The organism is Microbacterium sp. LBN7, assembly GCF_045690345.1.
GTDB lineage: Bacteria > Actinomycetota > Actinomycetes > Actinomycetales > Microbacteriaceae > Microbacterium.
Genome location: NZ_CP147856.1, coordinates 3678214 through 3698428 on the forward strand (window position 1 = coordinate 3678214; position 20215 = coordinate 3698428).

Genomic DNA, 20215 nt, shown 5'->3' on the forward strand with positions numbered 1-20215 from the left:
CGAACTCTAGACTGGCCGCATGCCCCTCATCGCACTCACCGGCGGTATCGCGTCCGGGAAGTCGACCATCGCGCGACGCCTGGCGGAGCGCGGAGCGATCATCGTCGACGCCGATCAGATCGTGCGCGACGTGCAGTCGCCCGGTTCGCCCGTACTGGCGCGGATCGCGGAGACCTTCGGCGCCGAGGTCGTCGCATCCGACGGCACCCTCGACCGGGCGGCGCTCGGCGGCAAGGTGTTCGGTGACGCCGAGCTGCTGACGCAGCTGAACGCCATCGTCCATCCGGCCGTGCGGGCGGAGTCGCAGCGCCGGTTCGAGGAGGCCTTCGCCGCCGATCCCCGGGCCGTCGTCGTGTACGACGTTCCCCTTCTCGTCGAAGCCAGGGTCGACGACCCCTGGGACATGATCGTCGTCGCGCACGCCCCGGCATCCGTGCGCCTGCGTCGTCTTGTCGAGCTGCGGGGAATGGACGAGACGGCCGCGCAGGAGCGGATCGCCGCGCAGGTGTCCGATGAGAAGCGCCTGGCGATCGCCGACGTCGTGATCGACACGGCCGGCGACATCGCGGAGACGCACGCGCAGACCGACGCCCTCTGGGAGCGGATCCGCGGGCAGTGACCTTCTCCGGCCACGCGCCAGGTTCCCGCGAGTACCGGCGCCTGATCATCGGTCTGTTCTTCGCCGGGATCGCGACCTTCGCGCAGCTGTACTCCGCGCAGGCCGTTCTGCCGCAGATCTCGGTGGACCTCGCGGTCAGCCCGGCGACGGCGGCGCTCAGCGTGTCGGCCGCGACGCTCGGGCTGGCCCTCGCCGTCATCCCGTGGTCGACGGTCGCTGATCGCATCGGTCGGGTGCCGGCCATGGCGACGGGCGTGCTCACCGCCACTCTCTTCGGCCTCGTCGCCCCGCTCAGCGGCGACATCGTCATGCTCCTCGCCCTGCGGTTCGCGGAGGGAGTCGCGCTGGGGGCGGTCCCGGCCGTCGCCCTCGCCTACCTCAGCGAGGAGGTCGAGGGGCGCCACGCCGCCACGGCCGCAGGGAGCTACATCGCCGGCACCACGGTGGGCGGACTGCTCGGACGCATCGTCTCCGGGATCGTGGGAGAGTTCGGCGGGTGGCAGGCCGGGGTCCTGAGCGTCGCGGTGCTCTGCGCGGCGGCCGCCGTGCTGTTCCTCTGGCTCACGCCGCGCGCGAGGGGCTTCGTGCCCGGCCGTCTGCGAGCGGTCCGTGGGCCCGGCATCCTGGAACGTCTGCGCGCGCCGCTGCGCTCCGCCCTGCAGTGGGCGCTCTACGCGCAGGGCTTCCTGCTGATGGGCGCCTTCGTGGCGGTCTACAACTACCTGGGGTTCCACCTCTCCGCACCGCCGTTCGACCTTCCGTCGTGGCTGGTGACCCTGCTCTTCCTCGCCTATCTCGCCGGCACCGTGTCGTCGCCGTGGGCGGGCGCCCTCGCCTCCCGCGTCGGACGCTTCCCGGTGCTCCTCGGGTCGATCGGCATCATGGCCACCGGAGCGGGTCTGCTGCTCGTCCCCGCCGCCACCGTCGTGCTCGTGGGCCTGCTCCTGTTCACGGCCGGCTTCTTCGGCGCGCACGCCGTCGCCTCGGGGTGGACGCCGGTCGCCGCAGGCCCGGCGAGCAGAGCGCAGGCCTCGTCCCTCTACTACTTCGCGTATTACGCGGGCTCCAGTCTCTTCGGCTGGCTGCTCGGCCTCGTCTTCGGTGCGGCGAGCTGGAGCTGGTTCGTGGCGGCCGTCGTGGCGATGTGCGCGGCCGCCGCCCTCGCCGCCTGGTCGGCTCTGCGCGCAGTGCCGACCGGTCGAGGATGAGCTTCCCGCTCTGAGAGGATCGTCACATGCGGCAGGAGTATCTCGAGGCCTACGACAGTCAGCTGCGCACCGGCGCGGAGATCGCGAACGCCGTGGAGGTGACGGAGCACGGTCCGCTGCGTCTCGCGACGATGCCGGGCGGTCAGGGCTTCATCACATACGCAGATCTCGGGGGAGCGGATGCCGACGGCATCGCCGCTCTCGTCGACGCGGCCGCCGAGCATTTCCGCGGGCTCGGCGGCATCTCCTCGGTGGAGTGGAAGACCCGTGGTCACGACCGTGCCCCTGGGCTGCACGACAGCCTCGTCCGCCGCGGCTTCGTGCCGGAGGAGCCGGAATCGATCATGATCGGCGAGGCCCGGCTGCTCGCGCAGACGATCGAGATCCCCGCGGGTGTGGACATCCGGCGCGCGCGGACCGATGCGGAGGTGCTCGCCGCCGGCGAGATGCAGGGCGAGGTGTTCGCCGACGCGGAGTGGCGCTCGCGCGCAGAAGCACTCGTCGCACGTCTGCGCGCGGATGACGCCGTCGAACTGTGGATCGCGGTGGCGGAGGGCGCCGTGGTGAGCGCCGGCCGGTTGGAGCCCGTCGCGCGGACGGATTTCGCCGGGCTCTGGGGCGGGGCCACCCGGCCGGAGTGGCGTGGTCGCGGCATCTACCGGGCGCTCACCGCCGAGCGCGCGCGGTCCGCCCTGAGCCGTGGCCTGCGCTACCTGCAGTCCGATTCGACCGAGTTCTCCCGTCCGATCCTCGAGCGATCGGGGCTCATCAGGGTCTCGACGACGACGCCCTACGTCTGGACGCCGCCCTCGCGCTGACGGGCGGCTCTCTCCCTGCGTCGTCGCGCCGCGCGGCGCAGCACTACGATCGCCGTCACGACGAGCCCGATGAGCAGGATGCCGGCCACGACCGGCACGATGATCGCGGCGGCTGCGAGGGCGAAAGACGTGCCGTCCTCGACCGTGCTCAGCACGGGGGCGGCGAGACCTCCGGTCGTGGCGTTCGCGGCGAGGCGCGCCGTCGCCTTGAGCACGTGCACGGCGAGAGCGATCACGATCCCCGCCGCGACGGGCACCCAGGTGTTGTCCGCGAAGAACGACGCCGGATCGTCGACGGCGATCGTCTGCGCGCCGGCACCCGCCCCGAAAGCGATGCCGCCGGCCGCCGGTCGGATGATGCTCTGCACGACGTCGTTGATCGAATCGAGAGCCGGGATCTTGTCGGCCACGATCTCGAGCACGAGGAGCGCTCCGATCACCCAGAGCGCCACGTCGCCGGACAGCCACGACCAGCCCGCGGGGAGGGCCATCGCGGGGAGCAGTCGATCCGCGAGCCCGAGCAGGAACAGCGGCATCCACGCGTTCAGCCCCGCAGCGGCGGCGAGGCTGGAGCCGATGATGAACTCGATCACGCGCCCCACTCTACGGCCGGGGCGCCGCGCTCCCATCCAGCTCGGAGGGTTGCATCGATATTCTGATATGAGGCGTGGGGACGCCCAGGGGAGCGTCTGCTGGGGACGATTCTTCTGCGCCGGAAAGCAGAACATGACTGACGACAAGCCGGGGATCTCTCGTCGCACGATGGTCAAGGGCGCAGCGTGGTCGCTGCCGGTGATCGCGGTCGCCACCGCGGTGCCGCTCGCGGCGGCGAGCACGGGCGGCACGATCAACAGCGAGGCGAACTACTACTGGGATGCCGAGGCGCAGGGCGACTTCACGACGCTGGTCGCGGCCCAGGACGGCCTGCGGGCGACCTTCAGCACCCAGATCAGCTATCGCGCCGACCCCTGGGTGAACCCGCCGGCGGATGCATCGCTCGTCGTCGTGGTGGTCTTCGACTCGCCGGTCACCATCGACGCCGGTTCATCGATCGGCGGCTGGAGCGCCACGCCGGGTCTCGGCAGCACGGCGAGCTCGTTCACGTTCGTCTCCACACCCTCCGGGTTCGGCAGGGCGCTCACGTTCAACGTGATCGGATCCGCGCCAGGACCGCTCACATCGACGGCGACGATGAGCCTCCTCAACGGCGGGACGACGACCTGGGCGCAGGAATCCTCTGCGGAGACGGCCACCCTCAACGCCTGACGGCCTCGATGTCGGAGGGGCGGCATACGCTGGAGACATGCAAACCACGCGCAGCGTCCGCCCCTTCGAGGTCATCAGCGAGTACGCGCCCGCCGGTGACCAGCCGCAGGCCATCGCCGAGCTCGCTGGACGCATCAACGCGGGCGAGACCGACGTCGTGCTGCTGGGCGCCACCGGTACCGGAAAATCCGCGACGACGGCGTGGCTGGTCGAGCAGGTGCAGCGCCCCACGCTGGTGCTCGCGCACAACAAGACCCTCGCGGCACAGCTCGCGAATGAGTTCCGCGAGCTCATGCCGAACAATGCGGTCGAGTACTTCGTCTCGTACTACGACTACTACCAGCCTGAGGCCTACGTTCCCCAGACAGACACCTTCATCGAGAAGGACTCGTCGATCAACGCCGAGGTCGAGCGGCTGCGGCACTCCACGACGAATTCGCTGCTCAGCCGGCGCGACGTCGTCGTGGTGTCGACCGTCTCGTGCATCTACGGTCTCGGTGCGCCGGAGGAGTATCTGCGCGCCATGGTCGCTCTGCAGGTGGGGGAGCGGTACGACCGCGACGCCCTCATCCGCCAGTTCATCGCCATGCAGTACAACCGCAACGACGTCGACTTCTCGCGCGGCAACTTCCGCGTGCGCGGCGACACGATCGAGATCATCCCGGTCTACGAGGAGCACGCGATCCGCATCGAGCTGTTCGGCGACGAGATCGAGGGGCTGTACTCGCTGCATCCGCTGACCGGCGAGGTCATCGAGAAGCTCGACTCGGTGCCGATCTTCCCGGCATCGCACTATGTCGCCGGCACCGACGTCATCCAGCGCTCGATCGGCACCATCGAGCACGAGCTCGAAGAGCGGCTGGCCGAGTTCGAGCGCCAGGGCAAGCTGCTCGAGGCGCAGCGTCTGCGCATGCGCACGACGTTCGACCTCGAGATGCTGCAGCAGCTCGGCTTCTGCTCGGGCATCGAGAACTACTCGCGGCACATGGACGGGCGCATGCCCGGCGAGCCGCCGCACACGCTGCTCGACTTCTTCCCCGACGACTTCCTCCTGGTCATCGACGAGTCGCACGTGACCGTGCCGCAGATCGGCGCGATGTACGAAGGAGACGCGTCGCGCAAGCGCACTCTCGTGGACCACGGGTTCCGTCTGCCGAGCGCGATGGACAACCGACCGCTGCGGTGGGACGAGTTCAAGAACCGCATCGGTCAGACCGTCTATCTGTCGGCGACCCCCGGCAAGTACGAGATGGGCATCGCCGACGGCATCGTGGAGCAGATCATCCGTCCGACGGGTCTGGTCGACCCGCACATCGTCGTGAAGCCGTCGAAGGGCCAGATCGACGATCTGCTCGAGGAGATCCGCCTGCGGGTCGAGCGTGACGAGCGTGTTCTCGTCACGACCCTCACCAAGAAGATGTCGGAAGAGCTCACCGACTTCCTCGGCGAGCACGGCGTCCGCGTGCGCTACCTGCACTCCGACGTCGACACGCTCCGACGGGTCGAACTGCTCAGCGAGCTGCGGGCGGGCGTCTACGACGTGCTGGTCGGCATCAACCTGCTGCGAGAAGGGCTCGATCTCCCCGAGGTCTCACTCGTCGCGATCCTCGACGCCGACAAGGAAGGCTTCCTGCGATCGGGAACCTCGCTGATCCAGACGATCGGCCGTGCCGCCCGAAACGTCTCCGGTGAGGTCCACATGTACGCCGACAAGATCACCGACTCGATGGCGAAGGCGATCGAGGAGACCGATCGCCGTCGCGAGAAGCAGGTCGCCTACAACCTCGAACACGGCATCGACCCGACACCGCTGCGCAAGCGCATCGCCGACATCACCGAGGTGCTGGCGCGCGAGGGCGCCGACACAGCCGACATGCTCTCCGGCCGCGGACGTCAGTCCGGGAAGGGCAAGTCGCCGACACCGAACCTCCGACGCACCGGCATCGCCGCCGAGGGCGCTCAGCAGCTCGAGGCGACGATTCAGGACCTGTCGAACCAGATGCTGGCCGCCGCTGCAGAGCTCAAGTTCGAGCTCGCCGGACGCTTGCGTGACGAGGTGCAGGACCTCAAGAAAGAGCTCCGCGCCATGGAGCGCGCCGGGCACGCGTGAGCAGTGGCTGACCGGTGGATGCCGCAGCGGAAGAGCTCGCCGACCGCGTGAGAGCGCTGCTCCACGTCGGCGGCGACGTCGAGGAGAAGCGGATGTTCGGCACCCGGGCCTTCCTGCTCGACGGTCGCATCCTCGTGGGAGCGCGGAAGAACGGCGTCCTTCTGGTGCGGGTGGACGAGGAGAGCGGAGCAGCGCTCGTCACACAGTCCGGCGTCGCCGTCGCCGTGATGGGCGCGAAGACGATGGGGAACAGCTGGCTCGATGTGTCACCGGGTGTGCTGGGCGACGACGACGCCCTCATGTTCTGGCTCGACGCCGCTCGCGAGGCGAACGAGGCCTCACGACGGGAGTGATCAGAGCTCCGCGCCGCGAGTCGAGGCGACGCGTGGGTCTAGGGGCAGTGCACCAGGGTCTTCGGACCGCTGCGGTCGATCTCGTGCTCGGTCATCGGCGCGCCGCACAAGGGGCAGGCGCGCTCGGCGCGCTCCGCGGCACTGGGCGGAGGAGTCTTCTCGTACGGGCCGACCGAGGCGGGTCCGGCGAACCGGATCAGGTTGCTGTTCACCCAGGCGTAGAGCCCACCGGCTTCGCGGATGCGGGTGCGAAGGGGAGTGCGGTCCGGGTCGTGTGCCATGTTCATTAGTGTACTAACGATTAGGGTCGATGTATAGTCGCGGTGTGACGGCATCCGACGACCTTCTCCGACTCGAGAACCAGCTCTGCTTCGCGCTGGTGACCGCGGCGCGCAACGTCGTCGCGATCTACCGACCGATCCTCGAACCGCTCGGGCTCACGCATCCGCAGTACCTGGTGATGCTCGCTCTCTGGGAGCGCGCGCCGCGCACGCTCAACGATCTCGCCACCGACCTCGCGCTCGAACCGGCCACCGCCTCGCCCCTCGTGAAGCGCCTCGAAGCCGAGGGCCTGGTCATCCGGCAGCGCAGCAGCGAGGACGAACGACGCCTGGAGATCACGCTGACCGCCGCCGGCGCAGCGCTGCGGGATCGGGCGATCGACGTCCCTCGCCAGGTCATGGCCGCGGTCGGCATGGACGTGTCCGAGGTCTCGGCGCTGCGCGACGGTCTCGGCCCCTTCGCCGGGCGCCGTCCTGACCTCGGCTGAGCGTACTCACAGGGTGCGCGGAGCCGATGTCCGTGGCCCCTCGTAGACTTGACCGGTGCCTATCGTCCCCGTTGCCACCCCAGGAAAACTCAGCGTTCGCGGCGCCCGAGTCCACAATCTCAAGAACGTCGACATCGACATCCCGCGCGACTCGCTCGTCGTGTTCACAGGTCTGTCCGGTTCCGGGAAATCCAGCCTCGCGTTCGACACGATCTTCGCCGAGGGGCAGCGTCGCTACGTCGAATCGCTGAGCGCCTACGCGCGCCAGTTCCTCGGTCAGGTCGACCGTCCCGACGTCGATTTCATCGAGGGTCTGAGCCCTGCCGTCTCGATCGATCAGAAGTCCACGAACCGCAACCCGCGGTCGACCGTCGGCACGATCACCGAGATCTACGACTACATGCGTCTGCTGTGGGCGCGCATCGGTGTTCCGCACTGCCCCGAGTGCGGGGAGAAGATCCAGCGCCAGACCGTGCAGCAGATCGCCGATCAGCTCATGGAGCTGCCCGAGCGCACGCGGTACCAGATCGTCGCTCCGATCGTCTCGCAGAAGAAGGGCGAGTTCGTCGACCTCTTCCGGGAGCTCGGCGCGAAGGGCTATTCGCGCGCGATCGTCGACGGAGACCTCATCCAGCTCGCCGAGCCGCCGACGCTCAAGAAGAGCTACAAGCACGACATCGCCGTGGTCGTCGACCGGCTCGTGGCGTCCGACGAGATCCTCAGCCGGGTCACCGACTCGGTCGAGACCGCGCTGGGCCTCGCCGGCGGCGTCGTGCAGGTCAACTACGTCGACGGCGAGGGCGACGACGCCTGGCAGACCTTCTCCGAGAAGCTGGCCTGCCCGAACGGGCATGCGCTGACCCTCACCGAGATCGAGCCGCGCACGTTCTCGTTCAACGCGCCGTTCGGTGCGTGCCCCGCGTGCTCCGGCCTCGGCACGCGCATGTCGGTCGACGTCGATCTGATGCTCGGCGACACCGACCTCTCGATCCGCGAGGGCGTCATCATCCCCTGGACCACGCAGGGCAAGGGGCTGTTCCAGTACTACGAGCGCCTGCTCGAAGGCCTCTCCCGCGACCTCGACTTCTCCCTCGACACGCCCTGGCACAAGCTCCACTCCGATGTGCAGGACGCGGTCCTCCGTGGCGAGAACTACAAGGTGACCGTCAAGTGGAAGAACCGGTACGGGCGCGAGATGAGGTACGCGTCGGGCTTCGAGGGCGTCGTCCCCTACATCGAGCGGCAGTACCTGCAGGCCGAGTCGGACACGCAGCGCAGCCGCTGGGGCGAGTACCTCCGCGAGGTGCCGTGCCCCGTCTGCGACGGCAACCGCCTCAAGCCGGAGGTGCTGGCGGTGCAGGTGCACGGCCACTCGATCGCCGAGGTCTCGCACCTCAGCCTCGCGGATGCGCGCGCCTTCATGGAGACCCTCACGCTGACCGACCGCGAGGCGAAGATCGCCGCCCAGGTCCTCCGCGAGATCCGTCTCCGCCTCGACTTCCTGCTGCAGGTCGGGCTCTCGTACCTCAACCTCAGCCGCTCGGCAGGTTCGCTCTCGGGTGGCGAGGCGCAGCGCATCCGTCTCGCGACGCAGATCGGCTCCGGGCTCACCGGTGTCCTCTACGTTCTCGACGAGCCGTCCATCGGGCTGCACCAGCGTGACAACCGCCGCCTCATCAACACGCTCATCAAGCTCCGCGACCTCGGCAACACGCTCATCGTCGTCGAGCACGACGAGGAGACCATCGAGGCGGCCGACTGGGTCGTCGACATCGGTCCGGGAGCCGGCGTCAACGGCGGCGCGGTCGTGCATTCCGGACCGTACTCGGCCCTGCTCGACGACAGCGAGTCGATGACCGGGCAGTACCTCTCGGGCCGCCGCGAGATCCCGATGCCGAAGAAGCGCCGGAAGATCGACAAGAAGCGCATGCTCAGCGTCGTCGGCGCCCGGGCCAACAACCTGCGCAACGTCACGGCCGACTTCCCGCTCGGCGTCCTGACCGCCGTCACGGGCGTCAGCGGCTCGGGCAAGTCGTCGCTCGTGAACGACATCCTCTACCAGGTGCTCGCGTCGCGCCTGAACGGTGCGCGCACGGTTCCGGGCAAGCACACCCGCGTGACGGGGCTCGACAACCTCGACAAGGTCGTCCACGTCGACCAGGCGCCGATCGGTCGCACGCCGCGATCGAACCCGGCCACCTACACGGGTGTCTTCGACCGCATCCGCACCCTCTTCAGCGAGACGCCCGAAGCGAAGGTCCGCGGCTACCTTCCCGGACGCTTCAGCTTCAACGTCAAGGGCGGGCGCTGCGAGGCGTGCTCGGGTGACGGCACGATCAAGATCGAGATGAACTTCCTGCCCGACGTCTACGTGGACTGCGAGGTGTGCCACGGCAAGCGATACAACCGCGACACGCTCTCGGTGCACTACAAGGGCAAGAACATCGCCGAGGTGCTCGAGATGCCGATCGAGGAGGCCGCGGACTTCTTCGAGCCGATCCAGGCCATCCACCGGTACATGAAGACGCTGGTGGACGTGGGGCTGGGCTACGTCCGGCTCGGCCAGTCCGCGACGACGCTCTCCGGCGGCGAGGCGCAGCGCGTCAAGCTGGCGACCGAGCTCCAGCGGCGCAGCAACGGGCGCAGCATCTACGTGCTCGACGAGCCGACGACGGGACTGCACTTCGAAGACGTCCGCAAGCTGCTCGAGGTGCTGAACGGCCTCGTCGACAAGGGCAACACGGTCATCGTCATCGAGCACAACCTCGACGTGATCAAGTCGGCCGACTGGGTGATCGACCTGGGACCCGAGGGTGGTTCGGGCGGTGGGCAGATCATCGCCACCGGCACCCCGGAGCAGATCGCGCGCGTGGAGGAGAGCCACACCGGGCTGTTCCTCGGCGAGATCCTGGGTGAGGGGCGCGCAGCGCGGAAGGCCAGCTGATGGCAGACGTCCTGCCGTACAAGCCGCGGACAGGCGAGATCCCGACGGACCCGGGCGTGTACCGGTTCCGTGACGCCGACGGACGCGTTCTGTACGTGGGCAAGGCGAAGAACCTCCGGCAGCGGCTGTCGAACTACTTCGCTCCGCTGCGAACGCTGCACGAGCGCACCCGCCGCATGGTCACCACGGCGTCCTCGGTGGAGTGGACGGTCGTGCCGACCGACGTCGACTCCCTGCAGCTGGAGTACATGTGGATCAAGGAGTTCGATCCGCCCTTCAACGTGCGGTACAAGGACGACAAGTCCTACCCGTTCATGGCGGTGACGCTGGGCGACGAGGCGCCGCGGGTGATCGTCACGCGCAACCGCAAGATCCCCGGCGCGCGGTACTTCGGTCCGTTCCCCAAGGTCTGGGCCGTGCACGAGACCATCGACCTCATGATCAAGGCCTTCCCGATCCGCACCTGCAGCGACGCGAGCTACAAGCGCGCCATGCAGACCGGGAGGCCGTGCTTCCCCGGGCAGATCGGCAAGTGCGGCGGTCCGTGTTCGATGACCGTGACGATCGAGGAGCACCGCGCCATGGTCGACGATTTCGTCGCCTTCATGGCCGGCGGAGACGAGCGGTTCACGAAAGAGCTCACCACGCGGATGCTGGCCGCCTCTGCGGCGATGGACTACGAGGCGGCGGCGAAGTACCGCGACAAGCTCGGGGCGATCGAAGCCGTGCTCGGCAAGAGCGCTCTCGTTCTCCAGCCCGATGAGGATGCCGATCTCTTCGGCATCGCCGAGGACGAGCTGGCGGCGGCGGTGCAGCACTTCGTGATCCGCGGCGGCCGCGTGCGCGGTGTCCGGGCGATGACGATCGAGAAGGAGATCGACATCACGACCGCGGAACTCGTCGACCAGGTCCTGCAACGCGCCTACGGCGACGCGCAGGACGTGCCGCGGCGCATCCTCGTGCCGACCCTTCCGGACGACGCCGCGGAGCTCGAGGTGTGGCTGCGCGAGCGTCGGGGGAAGAAGACCGAGATCGCCGTGGCGCAGCGGGGTCAGCGTGCCGATCTGATGCGCACCGCGACCCTGAACGCGCAGCAGGCGCTCATCCGCTACAAGACGCGGCGCACCAGTGACTACGTCGCACGCACCCAGGCGCTGACCGACCTGCAGAGCGCGCTCGGCATGAGCGAAGCCCCTCTGCGCATCGAGTGCTTCGACATCTCGCACCTCGGCGGAACGAACGTCGTCGCATCGATGGTGGTGTTCGAGGACGGGCTTCCCCGCAAGGATCAGTACCGATCGTTCGGCATCCCCGAGACCACCGACGACACCGACTCGATGTACCAGGTGCTGCGCCGTCGTCTGGCCTATCTCGACCGTCCGGAGGAACCGGAGGAGGAGGCCGGGGAAGAGGGCGTCGTCCGTCGCAAGCCGCGGTTCGCCTACCCGCCGCAGCTCCTGCTCGTGGACGGCGGCCAGCCGCAGGTCGAGGCGGCAGCGCGTGCCCTTCGAGACGCCGGACACACCGAGATCGCGGTCTGCGGCATCGCGAAGCGTCTCGAGGAGGTGTGGCTGCCCGGCGACGACTTCCCCGTGATCCTGCCCCGCACGAGCGAGGCCCTCTACCTGCTGCAGCGCCTGCGTGACGAGGCGCACCGTTTCGCGATCACCCACCAGCGCAAGAAGCGCCGAGGCGACATCACGACGGTGCTGGCCGAAGTGCCGGGCCTCGGCGCCTCCCGGATCAAAGTGCTGCTCAAGCACTTCGGGTCCGTCACGGCGTTGCGTGCGGCTCAGCCGGGGGAGATCCAGGAAGTCCAGGGAATCGGTCCGGTGCTCGCACAGAATATCCACACGCACCTCTCCACTCGCTAGGCTGGAACGCACGGGGGAGAGGGAGCGCAGAGCAATGACTGGGGACAAGGGCGAGTTTCTCATCGTCACGGGGATGTCGGGCGCCGGCCGGACCACGGTGGCGAACGCCCTCGAGGATCTCGGCTGGTACGTGGTCGACAACCTGCCCCCGCAGATCCTCCGCCCGCTGCTCGACCTCACCGACATGGGCGGCAATGCGCTGCCCAAGGTGGCGGCGGTGGTCGACGTGCGCGGTCGAAACCTCTTCGACGACTTCCCGGGCGTCGCGCGCGCGCTCCGCTCCCGTGGCTCGGTACGGGTCCTCTTCCTCGACGCCTCCGACGACGTGCTGGTCCGGCGGTTCGAATCGGTGCGGCGACCGCACCCGCTGCAGGGCGACGGAACCCTGCTCGACGGCATCCGCATCGAGCGCACGCGGCTGGCGCCGATCCGCGAGGCCGCCGATCTCGTGATCGACACCTCCGCGCTCAACATCCACCAGCTGGCGACGCAGGTGTCCGACATCTTCTCCGAAGAGGGCGAGGCCCGGCACCGCGTCACGCTCCTCAGCTTCGGATTCAAGTACGGGCTCCCGACCGACGTCGACATCGTCGCCGACATGCGGTTCCTCCCCAACCCGTTCTGGAACGAGGAGCTGCGCGGCCTCACGGGTCAAGACGAGACGGTCCGCGAGTACGTCCTCTCCCGCGAGGGCGCCACGGAGTTCCTCGAGTCCTACTCCGCGGCCCTGGTTCCCGTGTTGGAGGGCTATCAACGCGAGAACAAGAGCCACTCCACGATCGCGATCGGCTGCACCGGCGGCAAGCACCGCTCCGTCGCGATGTCGGAGGAGCTCGCGCGCAGGCTCGCCGCCGTCCCCGGTGTGGCCGTCAATGTCCGTCATCGGGACCTCGGCAGAGAGTAGCGGGTCGCCCGGCCGAGTAGGCTGGACGTTTGCGTCGCGATCCGGCGCGTGAACGTGAAGGAGTGTCGTGGCACTAACCACCGACGTCAAGGCTGAGCTGGTCAGCATCCGCAACGCACCTCCGACGGTGCGCGTCGCCGAGGTGACCGCGATCCTCCGGTTCGCCGGTGGACTGCATTCGATCGCCGGCCGTGTGGCTGTGGAAGCCGAAGTCGATGCCGAGACGCTCGCGCGTCGCGTCGCCAGGGACCTCGCCGAGATCTACGGCGTCCGTCCCGAGATCGCCCAGGTGCAGTCGAGCACGGCAAACGACGGTGCCCGGTGGGCCGTGCGCGTGATCACGCAGGGGGAGACGCTCGCCCGCCAGACGGGTCTGCTCGACCAGCGTCGTCGTCCCGTGCGCGGGCTTCCCAACCGCCTGACCACCGGCTCTCGGGCCGAGGTCGCCGGTCTCTGGCGTGGTGCCTTCCTGGCCGCGGGGACGCTCAGCGAGCCGGGACGCTCCGCGATGCTCGAGGTGGTGTGCCCCTCGAGCGAGGCGGCCATGGCTCTCGTCGGCGCCGCCCACCGTCTCGGCGTGGCCGCGAAGGCCCGTGAGGTGCGCGGCATGCCGCGCGTCGTCGTGCGCGAGGGCGAGGCGATCCGGACGATCCTCAACGAGATGGGTGCGCAGAAGACCGCCATCACGTGGGAGGAGCTGCGTCAGCGCCGCGAAGTCCGCGCGGGCGTCAACCGCCTGGTGAACTTCGACGACGCGAACCTGCGTCGCTCCGCACAGGCGGCCGTCGCCGCGTGCGCGCGCGTGGAGCGGGCTCTCGAGATCCTCGCGGACGAAGTGCCCGATCACCTCAAGGTCGCCGGAGAGCTGCGTCTCGCGCATCGTGATGCGAGCCTCGACGAGCTCGGTCACCACGCGGATCCGCCCCTGACGAAGGATGCTGTCGCCGGGCGCATCCGTCGCCTGCTCGCCATGGCCGACAAGCGCGCCCAGCAGGAGGGCATCCCCGGCACCGAGGCTGCGGTGCCCGTCGGACTCGACGTCTGACCCTGACACGAGAAGACCCGCCCCCGGTGCTGCCGGAGGCGGGTCTTTCGTCATATGGCGGAAGGAACTGGTCCCGGCTCGTGTTGTCGTCAGTAGGATGAGTTACGTCCGCTCTACGCCGCACATCGGTGGCGCGGAGGATCGGCAAGCGCCGCGGCGCGGCGCGGATTGGATGAATGCGATATGGCGATTTACACGCTCCCCGACCTTCCCTACGACTTCGCAGCCCTCGAGCCGCACATCAGCGGCAAGATCATGGAACTCCACCATGACAAGCACCACGCGACCTACGTCGCAGGAGCGAACACCGCACTCGAGCAGCTCGCCGAGGCCCGTGAGAGCGGCAATCTCGCGAACGTCAACAAGCTCGAGAAGGACCTCGCCTTCAACCTGGGCGGTCACGTCAACCACTCGATCTTCTGGACCAACCTGTCGCCGAACGGCGGAGGACAGCCCGAGGGCGAGCTGAAGGCCGCGATCGACGAGTACTTCGGCTCGTTCGAGAAGTTCCAGGCCCACTTCACGGCTGCGGCCACCGGCATCCAGGGCTCCGGCTGGGCCGTGCTCAGCTGGGACTCGATCGGCTCGCGCCTGATCATCCAGCAGCTCTTCGACCAGCAGTCGAACACGGCGCAGGGCACCATCCCGCTGTTCCAGCTGGACATGTGGGAGCACGCCTTCTACCTGGACTACCTCAACGTCAAGGCGGATTACGTCAAGGCGGCGTGGAACATCGCCAACTGGGAGAACGTCGCCCAGCGTCTCGAGGTCGCCCGCAAGCAGACGAACGGCCTGCTGGTACTGTCGTAATCAAGACGGGTGTCCCGACGGACATCTCGCCCGTCGGGACGCCGTTGTCCATGCTTGTCTAGTTGAAACCGCGCGTATGCGCACGAGAAATCAGGAGACCTTAGTGTCTGTCAAGATCGGTATCAACGGCTTCGGCCGCATCGGACGCAACTACTTCCGCGCGGCTCTCGCGCAGGGAGCAGACCTCGAGATCGTCGCGGTCAACGACCTCACCGACAACAAGACCCTCGCGCACCTGCTGAAGTACGACTCGGTCGGCGGCGTCCTCGATGCCGAGATCAGCTACGACGACGACAGCATCACCGTCAACGGCAAGGCGATCAAGGCGTTCGCCGAGCGCGACCCCGCCAACCTCCCGTGGGGCGAGCTGGGCGTCGACATCGTCATCGAGTCGACCGGCTTCTTCACCAAGGCCGAGGCCGCCAAGAAGCACATCGACGCCGGCGCGAAGAAGGTCCTCATCTCGGCTCCTGGCACGGGCGTCGACGGCACGTTCGTGATGGGCGTGAACGAGGACACGTACAACCCGGAGACGGACCACATCATCTCCAACGCCTCGTGCACCACCAACTGCCTCGCGCCGCTCGCGCAGGTCTTCAACGACGCGTTCGGCATCGACCGCGGCTTCATGATGACCGCGCACGCGTACACGGCCGACCAGAACCTGCAGGACGGCCCGCACAGCGACCTCCGTCGTGCACGTGCCGCCGCGATCAACATCACCCCGGCCTCGACCGGCGCCGCCAAGGCCATCGGCGAGGTGCTCCCCGAGCTCCAGGGCAAGCTCAGCGGCTCGTCCTACCGCGTGCCGGTTCCCACCGGCTCGATCGTCGACCTCACGCTGATCACCGACCGCGAGGACCTGACGGTCGACGAGGTCAACGAGGCCTACAAGAAGGCAGCCGCAGACGGTCGTCTCGCCGGCTACCTCCAGTACAACGCCGACCAGATCGTGTCGAGCGACATCGTGCACAACCCGCACTCGTCGATCTTCGACTCGACCCTCACCAACGTGAGTGGCAACCTCGTCAAGGTCTCGAGCTGGTACGACAACGAGTGGGGCTACTCCAACCGTCTCGTCGACCTGACCGAGTACGTCGCCGAGCGTCTCTGAGCTCTGACACATGACTCTGCGCACCCTGGACACACTGGGTTCGCTCGAGGGCAAGCGCGTCATCGTCCGTTGTGATCTGAACGTCCCCCTGCGGGACGGGGTCATAACGGACGATGGCCGTGTACGCGCCTCGCTGCCGACTCTCAACGCACTGATCAACGCGGGAGCCCGCGTCGTCGTGTGCTCCCACCTCGGACGCCCCGACGGCGCGCCCGACCCCCAGTACAGCCTCGAGCCGGTGGCTCAGCGGCTGTCGGAGCTGCTCGGCGCCCCGGTCGCGTTCGCGCGCGACACCGTGGGCGAGTCCGCTCAGGATGCCGTGGCCTCGCTCGAGGACGGCGGGGTCGTCGTCATCGAGAACCTGCGCTTCAACGCGGGGGAGACGGCGAAGGACGACGCGACGCGCGCTGCTTTCGCCGCCGAGCTCGCGAAGCTCGGCGATGTGCTCGTGTCCGACGGCTTCGGCGTCGTGCACCGCAAGCAGGCGAGCGTGTACGAGCTCGCCGAGCTGCTGCCCTCGGCCGCCGGTCTGCTGATCGAGACCGAGCTCGACGTGCTCGACCGTCTCACCGAGAACCCCGAGCGCCCGTACGCGGTCGTGCTCGGCGGCTCGAAGGTCAGCGACAAGCTCGGGGTCATCTCGCACCTGCTGCCGCGCGTCGACCGCATCCTGGTCGGCGGCGGCATGCTGTTCACGTTCCTCAAGGCGCAGGGTCACGACGTGGCCTCCAGCCTTCTGGAAGAGGACCAGCTCGAGACGGTCCGCGGCTACATCGCGGAGGCCGCGGAGCGGGGCGTGGAGTTCGTGCTCCCGACCGACGTCGTGGTCGCCGCCTCGTTCAGCGCGGATGCCGCGCACGAGACCGTCTCCGCCGACGCGATCGAGTCGACGGCGTTCGGCACGTCCGGCATCGGCCTCGACATCGGTCCGGAGACGGCTGCCCGGTTCGCAGAGGTCATCCGCGGGTCGAAGACGGTGTTCTGGAACGGCCCGATGGGCGTGTTCGAGTTCCCGGCGTTCGCCGCCGGAACCAAGACCGTCGCGCAGGCTCTGACCGAAGTCGACGGCCTCAGCGTCGTCGGCGGCGGAGACTCCGCGGCTGCCGTGCGTCAGCTCGGCTTCACCGACGACCGGTTCGGGCACATCTCGACCGGCGGCGGCGCAAGCCTCGAGTTCCTCGAGGGAAAGAAACTACCCGGCCTGGAGGTGCTCGGATGGGCATAGCGACCCGTACCCCGCTGATCGCGGGCAACTGGAAGATGAACCTGGACCACCTGCAGGCGGTCGCGTTCGTGCAGAAGCTGCACTGGACGCTCAAGGACGCGAAGCACGAGGACGGATCCGTCGAGGTGGCGGTCTTCCCGCCTTTCACCGATATCCGCAGTGTGCAGACGCTGATCGACGCGGACAAGATCCCGTTCGCCCTCGGCGCGCAGGATGTCTCGGCGCACGACTCCGGTGCCTACACCGGCGAGGTCTCGGGCGCCTTCCTGGCGAAGCTCGACGCGAAGTACGTCATCATCGGCCACTCGGAGCGTCGTGAGTACCACGCCGAGTCCGACGAGGTCGTCTCCGCCAAGGTGCAGGCATCGCTCAAGCACGGACTGGTTCCGGTCATCTGCGTCGGCGAGACCGCGGAGGACCTGGAGAAGTTCGGCGCCAGTGCGGTCCCCGCCGGTCAGCTCGAGGCAGCGCTCCAGGGCGTCTCGCCGAAGGCTGACATCGTGGTCGCGTACGAGCCCGTCTGGGCCATCGGCTCCGGTCAGGCCGCGACGCCGCAGCAGGCGCAGGACGTCTGCGCGGCGCTCCGCACCGTGATCGCGAAGGTCCTCGGGGATGACGCGGCCGCGCGCACGCGCATCCTCTACGGCGGCTCGGTGAAGTCGGCGAACATCGCCAGCTTCATGCGGGAGCCCGATGTGGACGGCGCTCTGGTCGGCGGCGCGAGCCTCGTCGTCGACGAGTTCGCCGCGATCATCCGCTTCGAGAAGCACGTCGGCGTGTGAGTGCGGCGGGGCTCCGGCCCCGCTGCACCGTATACTTGACCGTTACGGGGGCGCACCTGCCCCAGCGAAAGGCTCTTTCTCGTGGCAATTCTCGAGTTCGTTCTGCAGGTCGTGCTGGGTATCACCAGCGTCCTGCTGACCCTCCTCATCCTCTTGCACAAGGGTCGCGGTGGCGGCCTTTCCGACATGTTCGGCGGAGGCATGACCTCGGCGGTCGGCTCTTCCGGTCTCGCGGAGCGGAACCTGAACCGCTTCACCGTCGTCCTCGCGCTGACCTGGTTCGTCGCCATCGTCGCGCTCGGACTCATCACGAAGTTCGAGGTGATCTGATGGCTACCGGTGGAAACGCGATCCGCGGCACCCGCGTCGGCTCCGGCCCGATGGGGGAGCAGGACCACGGCTACCATGCCGACCGCATCGCGGTGTCGTACTGGGACGGACTCGGCAACGAGACGGTCCGCTACTTCGCCGCGGGTCTCCCCGAAGAGGAGATCCCGGAGACGATCGATCACCCGCAGTCGGGCCTGCCGGCCGGACGCGACAAGGAGAATCCTCCTGCCCTCGCGAAGGCCGAGCCGTACAAGACGCACCTCGCCTACGTGAAGGAGCGCCGCACCGACGAGGAAGCGGTCCAGCTCCTCGAGGATGCGCTCACGCAGCTGCGCGAGCGTCGGGGCCAGTGATCTCCTGATCTGACGATGAAGAAGCCGCCGCGAGTGATCGCGGCGGCTTCTTCCGTCTCAGCGGCGGCCGTTCAGCGGCACCCCGCTGCGGCATCGATGTAGCTCTGCGGCGGGTAGCCGTAGGCCCACACTCCGTTGGCGTCGTCGGTGTAGCCCATGCTGATGGCCCAGGCGGTCGCCCACTTCTCGATGCTGTCCTGTGTCGACGAGTCGTACATGTCCTCGCACTTGACGCTGATCGCGTGACCGACCTCGTGCGCGACGAGCGCCCTGCTGCGATCCGCCGGCCACTGCTCGGCGACGGAGTCGGACAGCTGGATGACGGATCGGCCGGGCTCGTCCCACCACCAGGTGGTGTATCCGCCCATGCTGCCGTTGAATCCTGCGCCGTTGACGATCGGGGCCCAGTCGAACTCGAGCAGCACGCCGGGGGCGAGCGCGCGGGCGAACGCCTCGATCTCGAGCCGGGCGTCCATCAGCGGGCCGGACTTCTCGGCCAGCTCCTCGTTCTCGGTCGCGACGACCTGCGCCGCGGCACTCTGGAGGCTCGCGTACGCGTTCACGGCCGCGTCGTCGATCGTGGTCGTGGCGATCGCCGCGGCTGCGGCGTCCCGCAGCTCGATCACCGCATCATTCCGGGCGGAGATGTGGGCGGCCTCGAAGGCGACGGCCGCTTCGCCCGCAGAGGTCAGGAGCGCGACGCCGCTCTCGGTGACCGCATCGGAGGCGGTGAGCACGTCGGCAGCTTCGGCGAGGAGCTCGTCGGCGAGATCTGCGGCCTCGTCGCGCTTCTCCTCGAGCGTCGTGGTGGCGCCGAACAGCGCCCAGAACCACACGGGCTTCTCTCCCGCGACGGGGACCTCGGTGGCGATCAGCTGGTCGGCCTCCGCTGCGGCGCTCTCGGCTTCGGCGACCGCACCGGCGAGGGCCGCTTCGGTCTCCGCCGGGGCGACGATGGCCTCGTTCTCGCCGGCGACGATCAGTCCCGCGGAATCCGCGAGGGCCTGGAGGTCGGCGGTCTCGGCACGGAGCTGCGTCTTCTCGCTGTTCGCCGAGGCCACGGCATCCGCATGGCTCTCCGCGGCGGTGTCGTAGCCCATGCTGGCCGAGACCTGGGTGATCGCGATCGCGGCGATCACGGCTGCACCGCCGATCAGGCCGAGGACGAGGCCCGTGCGCTTGCGCTTCGGCTTCCGCGGGGGAGCGGTCGAGGCGCCGCCCGTGAAGCGTGCGGACAGCTCGTGCCCGCCCAGGGGCGCGGATGCCGGCGCATCCGCGCCATACGGGGGGAGAGCGGTCACGTCGTCCTCATTCGATCAGCCTCACGTTCGGAGCTGCATGCAGCGGCACTGCCAGGGTATGCGAGAAGGCCCCCACCGTGCGGTGGGGGCCTTCTGGAAGCGAGGGGCTGACGGGAATCGAACCCGCATCATTAGTTTGGAAGACTAAGGCTTTACCACTAAGCTACAGCCCCGAATCCCGGTGCACTTCGACAGGCTCAGTGACCCGGGGATCGGACCGGAATCGCAACTCCGGCGTGATCGATCATACCGGACCGTGAGGGGTGCTCCCGTCCGTTAGACTCGATGGGGCTGAATCTGCGCGCGGATTCCCCGGGGCGTAGCTCAGCTTGGTAGAGCGCCCGCTTTGGGAGCGGGAGGTCGCAGGTTCAACTCCTGTCGCCCCGACAC

Annotated in this window: 20 protein-coding genes and 2 tRNA genes; 18 read left to right on the forward strand and 4 right to left on the reverse strand. The window is 68.4% G+C overall.

Annotated elements, in window-relative coordinates; translation table 11 throughout:
* Nucleotides 1-19: 19 nt before the first annotated feature.
* Genes coaE through LBN7_RS17815 form a run of 3 tightly spaced genes read left to right on the forward strand, consistent with a single transcriptional unit; the run spans nt 20 to nt 2645 of the window.
* Nucleotides 20-619 (forward strand): dephospho-CoA kinase, encoded by a 600-nt coding sequence (gene coaE, locus LBN7_RS17805; RefSeq protein ID WP_116636860.1) that lies wholly within the window; start codon nt 20-22, stop codon nt 617-619.
* Nucleotides 616-1827, forward strand: coding sequence for an MFS transporter (locus tag LBN7_RS17810; protein WP_407360409.1), 1212 nt, complete (start codon nt 616-618; stop codon nt 1825-1827). Before coaE ends, LBN7_RS17810 begins: the two co-directional genes overlap by 4 nt.
* A gap of 26 nt (nt 1828-1853) precedes the next feature.
* On the forward strand, nt 1854-2645 hold the full coding sequence (locus tag LBN7_RS17815) for a GNAT family N-acetyltransferase (RefSeq protein ID WP_407360410.1): 792 nt from the start codon (nt 1854-1856) through the stop codon (nt 2643-2645).
* Here LBN7_RS17815 and LBN7_RS17820 read toward each other — a convergent pair.
* A complete protein-coding gene (locus tag LBN7_RS17820; RefSeq protein ID WP_407360411.1) occupies nt 2618-3238 on the reverse strand; it encodes a DUF4126 domain-containing protein in 621 nt (206 codons plus the stop codon). The genes LBN7_RS17815 and LBN7_RS17820 overlap by 28 nt on opposite strands.
* 133 nt (nt 3239-3371) lie before the next feature.
* Between LBN7_RS17820 and LBN7_RS17825 the strand changes: the two genes are divergently transcribed.
* From LBN7_RS17825 to LBN7_RS17835, 3 genes are read left to right on the forward strand one after another with little or no spacing between them, the layout of a single operon-like run.
* Nucleotides 3372-3911 (forward strand): hypothetical protein, encoded by a 540-nt coding sequence (locus tag LBN7_RS17825; RefSeq protein ID WP_407360412.1) that lies wholly within the window; start codon nt 3372-3374, stop codon nt 3909-3911.
* 37 nt (nt 3912-3948) lie between these two features.
* Nucleotides 3949-6021 carry an excinuclease ABC subunit UvrB gene (uvrB, locus tag LBN7_RS17830; RefSeq protein ID WP_341945196.1) on the forward strand — a complete coding sequence of 691 codons (2073 nt, stop codon included), beginning with the start codon at nt 3949-3951 and terminating at the stop codon, nt 6019-6021.
* Nucleotides 6022-6035: 14 nt separating this feature from the next.
* Complete coding sequence (locus LBN7_RS17835; RefSeq protein ID WP_407360413.1) at nt 6036-6374, forward strand: TfoX/Sxy family protein; 339 nt, start codon at nt 6036-6038, stop codon at nt 6372-6374.
* Between the two features lie 38 nt (nt 6375-6412).
* Here LBN7_RS17835 and LBN7_RS17840 read toward each other — a convergent pair whose 3' ends face one another.
* Nucleotides 6413-6655, reverse strand: a complete 243-nt coding sequence (locus LBN7_RS17840) for a hypothetical protein (protein ID WP_207769999.1) — start codon at nt 6653-6655, stop codon at nt 6413-6415.
* A gap of 44 nt (nt 6656-6699) precedes the next feature.
* Here LBN7_RS17840 and LBN7_RS17845 point away from each other — a divergent pair, with 44 nt between their 5' ends.
* The 11 genes from LBN7_RS17845 to LBN7_RS17895 all read left to right on the forward strand — a co-directional run bounded on the left by LBN7_RS17845 (nt 6700) and on the right by LBN7_RS17895 (nt 18524).
* Nucleotides 6700-7143: a MarR family winged helix-turn-helix transcriptional regulator gene (locus tag LBN7_RS17845; RefSeq protein ID WP_243409006.1), complete on the forward strand. Its 444-nt coding sequence runs from the start codon at nt 6700-6702 to the stop codon at nt 7141-7143.
* A gap of 55 nt (nt 7144-7198) precedes the next feature.
* Nucleotides 7199-10087 carry an excinuclease ABC subunit UvrA gene (uvrA, locus tag LBN7_RS17850; RefSeq protein WP_116636746.1) on the forward strand — a complete coding sequence of 963 codons (2889 nt, stop codon included), beginning with the start codon at nt 7199-7201 and terminating at the stop codon, nt 10085-10087.
* Nucleotides 10087-11961, forward strand: a complete 1875-nt coding sequence (uvrC, locus tag LBN7_RS17855; protein WP_116636745.1) for an excinuclease ABC subunit UvrC — start codon at nt 10087-10089, stop codon at nt 11959-11961. The genes uvrA and uvrC overlap by 1 nt, the downstream gene beginning before the upstream one ends.
* Before the next feature lie 34 nt (nt 11962-11995).
* Nucleotides 11996-12865 carry an RNase adapter RapZ gene (rapZ, locus tag LBN7_RS17860; RefSeq protein ID WP_116636744.1) on the forward strand — a complete coding sequence of 290 codons (870 nt, stop codon included), beginning with the start codon at nt 11996-11998 and terminating at the stop codon, nt 12863-12865.
* Between the two features lie 67 nt (nt 12866-12932).
* Nucleotides 12933-13910 (forward strand): DNA-binding protein WhiA, encoded by a 978-nt coding sequence (gene whiA, locus LBN7_RS17865; protein ID WP_116636743.1) that lies wholly within the window; start codon nt 12933-12935, stop codon nt 13908-13910.
* 183 nt (nt 13911-14093) lie between these two features.
* Complete coding sequence (locus tag LBN7_RS17870; protein WP_116636742.1) at nt 14094-14720, forward strand: superoxide dismutase; 627 nt, start codon at nt 14094-14096, stop codon at nt 14718-14720.
* Nucleotides 14721-14823: 103 nt separating this feature from the next.
* Nucleotides 14824-15834 (forward strand): type I glyceraldehyde-3-phosphate dehydrogenase, encoded by a 1011-nt coding sequence (gene gap / locus LBN7_RS17875; RefSeq protein ID WP_116636741.1) that lies wholly within the window; start codon nt 14824-14826, stop codon nt 15832-15834.
* A gap of 10 nt (nt 15835-15844) precedes the next feature.
* Nucleotides 15845-17059, forward strand: a complete 1215-nt coding sequence (locus LBN7_RS17880) for a phosphoglycerate kinase (RefSeq protein ID WP_341945200.1) — start codon at nt 15845-15847, stop codon at nt 17057-17059.
* A complete protein-coding gene (tpiA, locus tag LBN7_RS17885) occupies nt 17050-17841 on the forward strand; it encodes a triose-phosphate isomerase (RefSeq protein ID WP_116636739.1) in 792 nt (263 codons plus the stop codon). The genes LBN7_RS17880 and tpiA overlap by 10 nt, the downstream gene beginning before the upstream one ends.
* Nucleotides 17842-17922: 81 nt before the next feature.
* The gene (gene secG, locus LBN7_RS17890) at nt 17923-18171 is read left to right on the forward strand and encodes a preprotein translocase subunit SecG (protein ID WP_029261623.1); all 249 of its coding nucleotides are present in this window, start codon (nt 17923-17925) and stop codon (nt 18169-18171) included.
* The gene (locus LBN7_RS17895; RefSeq protein ID WP_116636738.1) at nt 18171-18524 is read left to right on the forward strand and encodes an RNA polymerase-binding protein RbpA; all 354 of its coding nucleotides are present in this window, start codon (nt 18171-18173) and stop codon (nt 18522-18524) included. The genes secG and LBN7_RS17895 overlap by 1 nt, the downstream gene beginning before the upstream one ends.
* Before the next feature lie 71 nt (nt 18525-18595).
* Here LBN7_RS17895 and LBN7_RS17900 read toward each other — a convergent pair whose 3' ends face one another.
* Together LBN7_RS17900 and LBN7_RS17905 are read right to left on the reverse strand one after the other, a co-directional pair.
* Entirely contained in the window at nt 18596-19825 is a 1230-nt protein-coding gene (locus LBN7_RS17900; RefSeq protein WP_407360414.1) for a hypothetical protein, read from the reverse strand.
* Between the two features lie 102 nt (nt 19826-19927).
* A tRNA-Gly gene (locus LBN7_RS17905) sits at nt 19928-19998 on the reverse strand.
* Nucleotides 19999-20138: 140 nt separating this feature from the next.
* On the opposite strand from LBN7_RS17905, the gene LBN7_RS17910 reads away from it, so the two are divergent.
* Nucleotides 20139-20212 (forward strand) — tRNA-Pro (locus LBN7_RS17910).
* The last annotated feature ends 3 nt before the right edge of the window (nt 20213-20215 follow it).

What these genes read in the sequence shown, in the direction of transcription:
- tpiA (WP_116636739.1), top strand. Translation starts at nt 17,050, where the DNA reads ATGGGCATAGCGACCCGTACCCCGCTGATCGCGGGCAACTGGAAGATG.
- coaE (WP_116636860.1), top strand. Translation starts at nt 20, where the DNA reads ATGCCCCTCATCGCACTCACCGGCGGTATCGCGTCCGGGAAGTCGACC.
- LBN7_RS17870 (WP_116636742.1), top strand. Translation starts at nt 14,094, where the DNA reads ATGGCGATTTACACGCTCCCCGACCTTCCCTACGACTTCGCAGCCCTC.
- rapZ (WP_116636744.1), top strand. Translation starts at nt 11,996, where the DNA reads ATGACTGGGGACAAGGGCGAGTTTCTCATCGTCACGGGGATGTCGGGC.
- LBN7_RS17815 (WP_407360410.1), top strand. Translation starts at nt 1,854, where the DNA reads ATGCGGCAGGAGTATCTCGAGGCCTACGACAGTCAGCTGCGCACCGGC.
- LBN7_RS17895 (WP_116636738.1), top strand. Translation starts at nt 18,171, where the DNA reads ATGGCTACCGGTGGAAACGCGATCCGCGGCACCCGCGTCGGCTCCGGC.
- uvrC (WP_116636745.1), top strand. Translation starts at nt 10,087, where the DNA reads ATGGCAGACGTCCTGCCGTACAAGCCGCGGACAGGCGAGATCCCGACG.
- LBN7_RS17840 (WP_207769999.1), bottom strand. Translation starts at nt 6,655, where the DNA reads ATGGCACACGACCCGGACCGCACTCCCCTTCGCACCCGCATCCGCGAA.
- LBN7_RS17880 (WP_341945200.1), top strand. Translation starts at nt 15,845, where the DNA reads ATGACTCTGCGCACCCTGGACACACTGGGTTCGCTCGAGGGCAAGCGC.
- LBN7_RS17825 (WP_407360412.1), top strand. Translation starts at nt 3,372, where the DNA reads ATGACTGACGACAAGCCGGGGATCTCTCGTCGCACGATGGTCAAGGGC.
- uvrB (WP_341945196.1), top strand. Translation starts at nt 3,949, where the DNA reads ATGCAAACCACGCGCAGCGTCCGCCCCTTCGAGGTCATCAGCGAGTAC.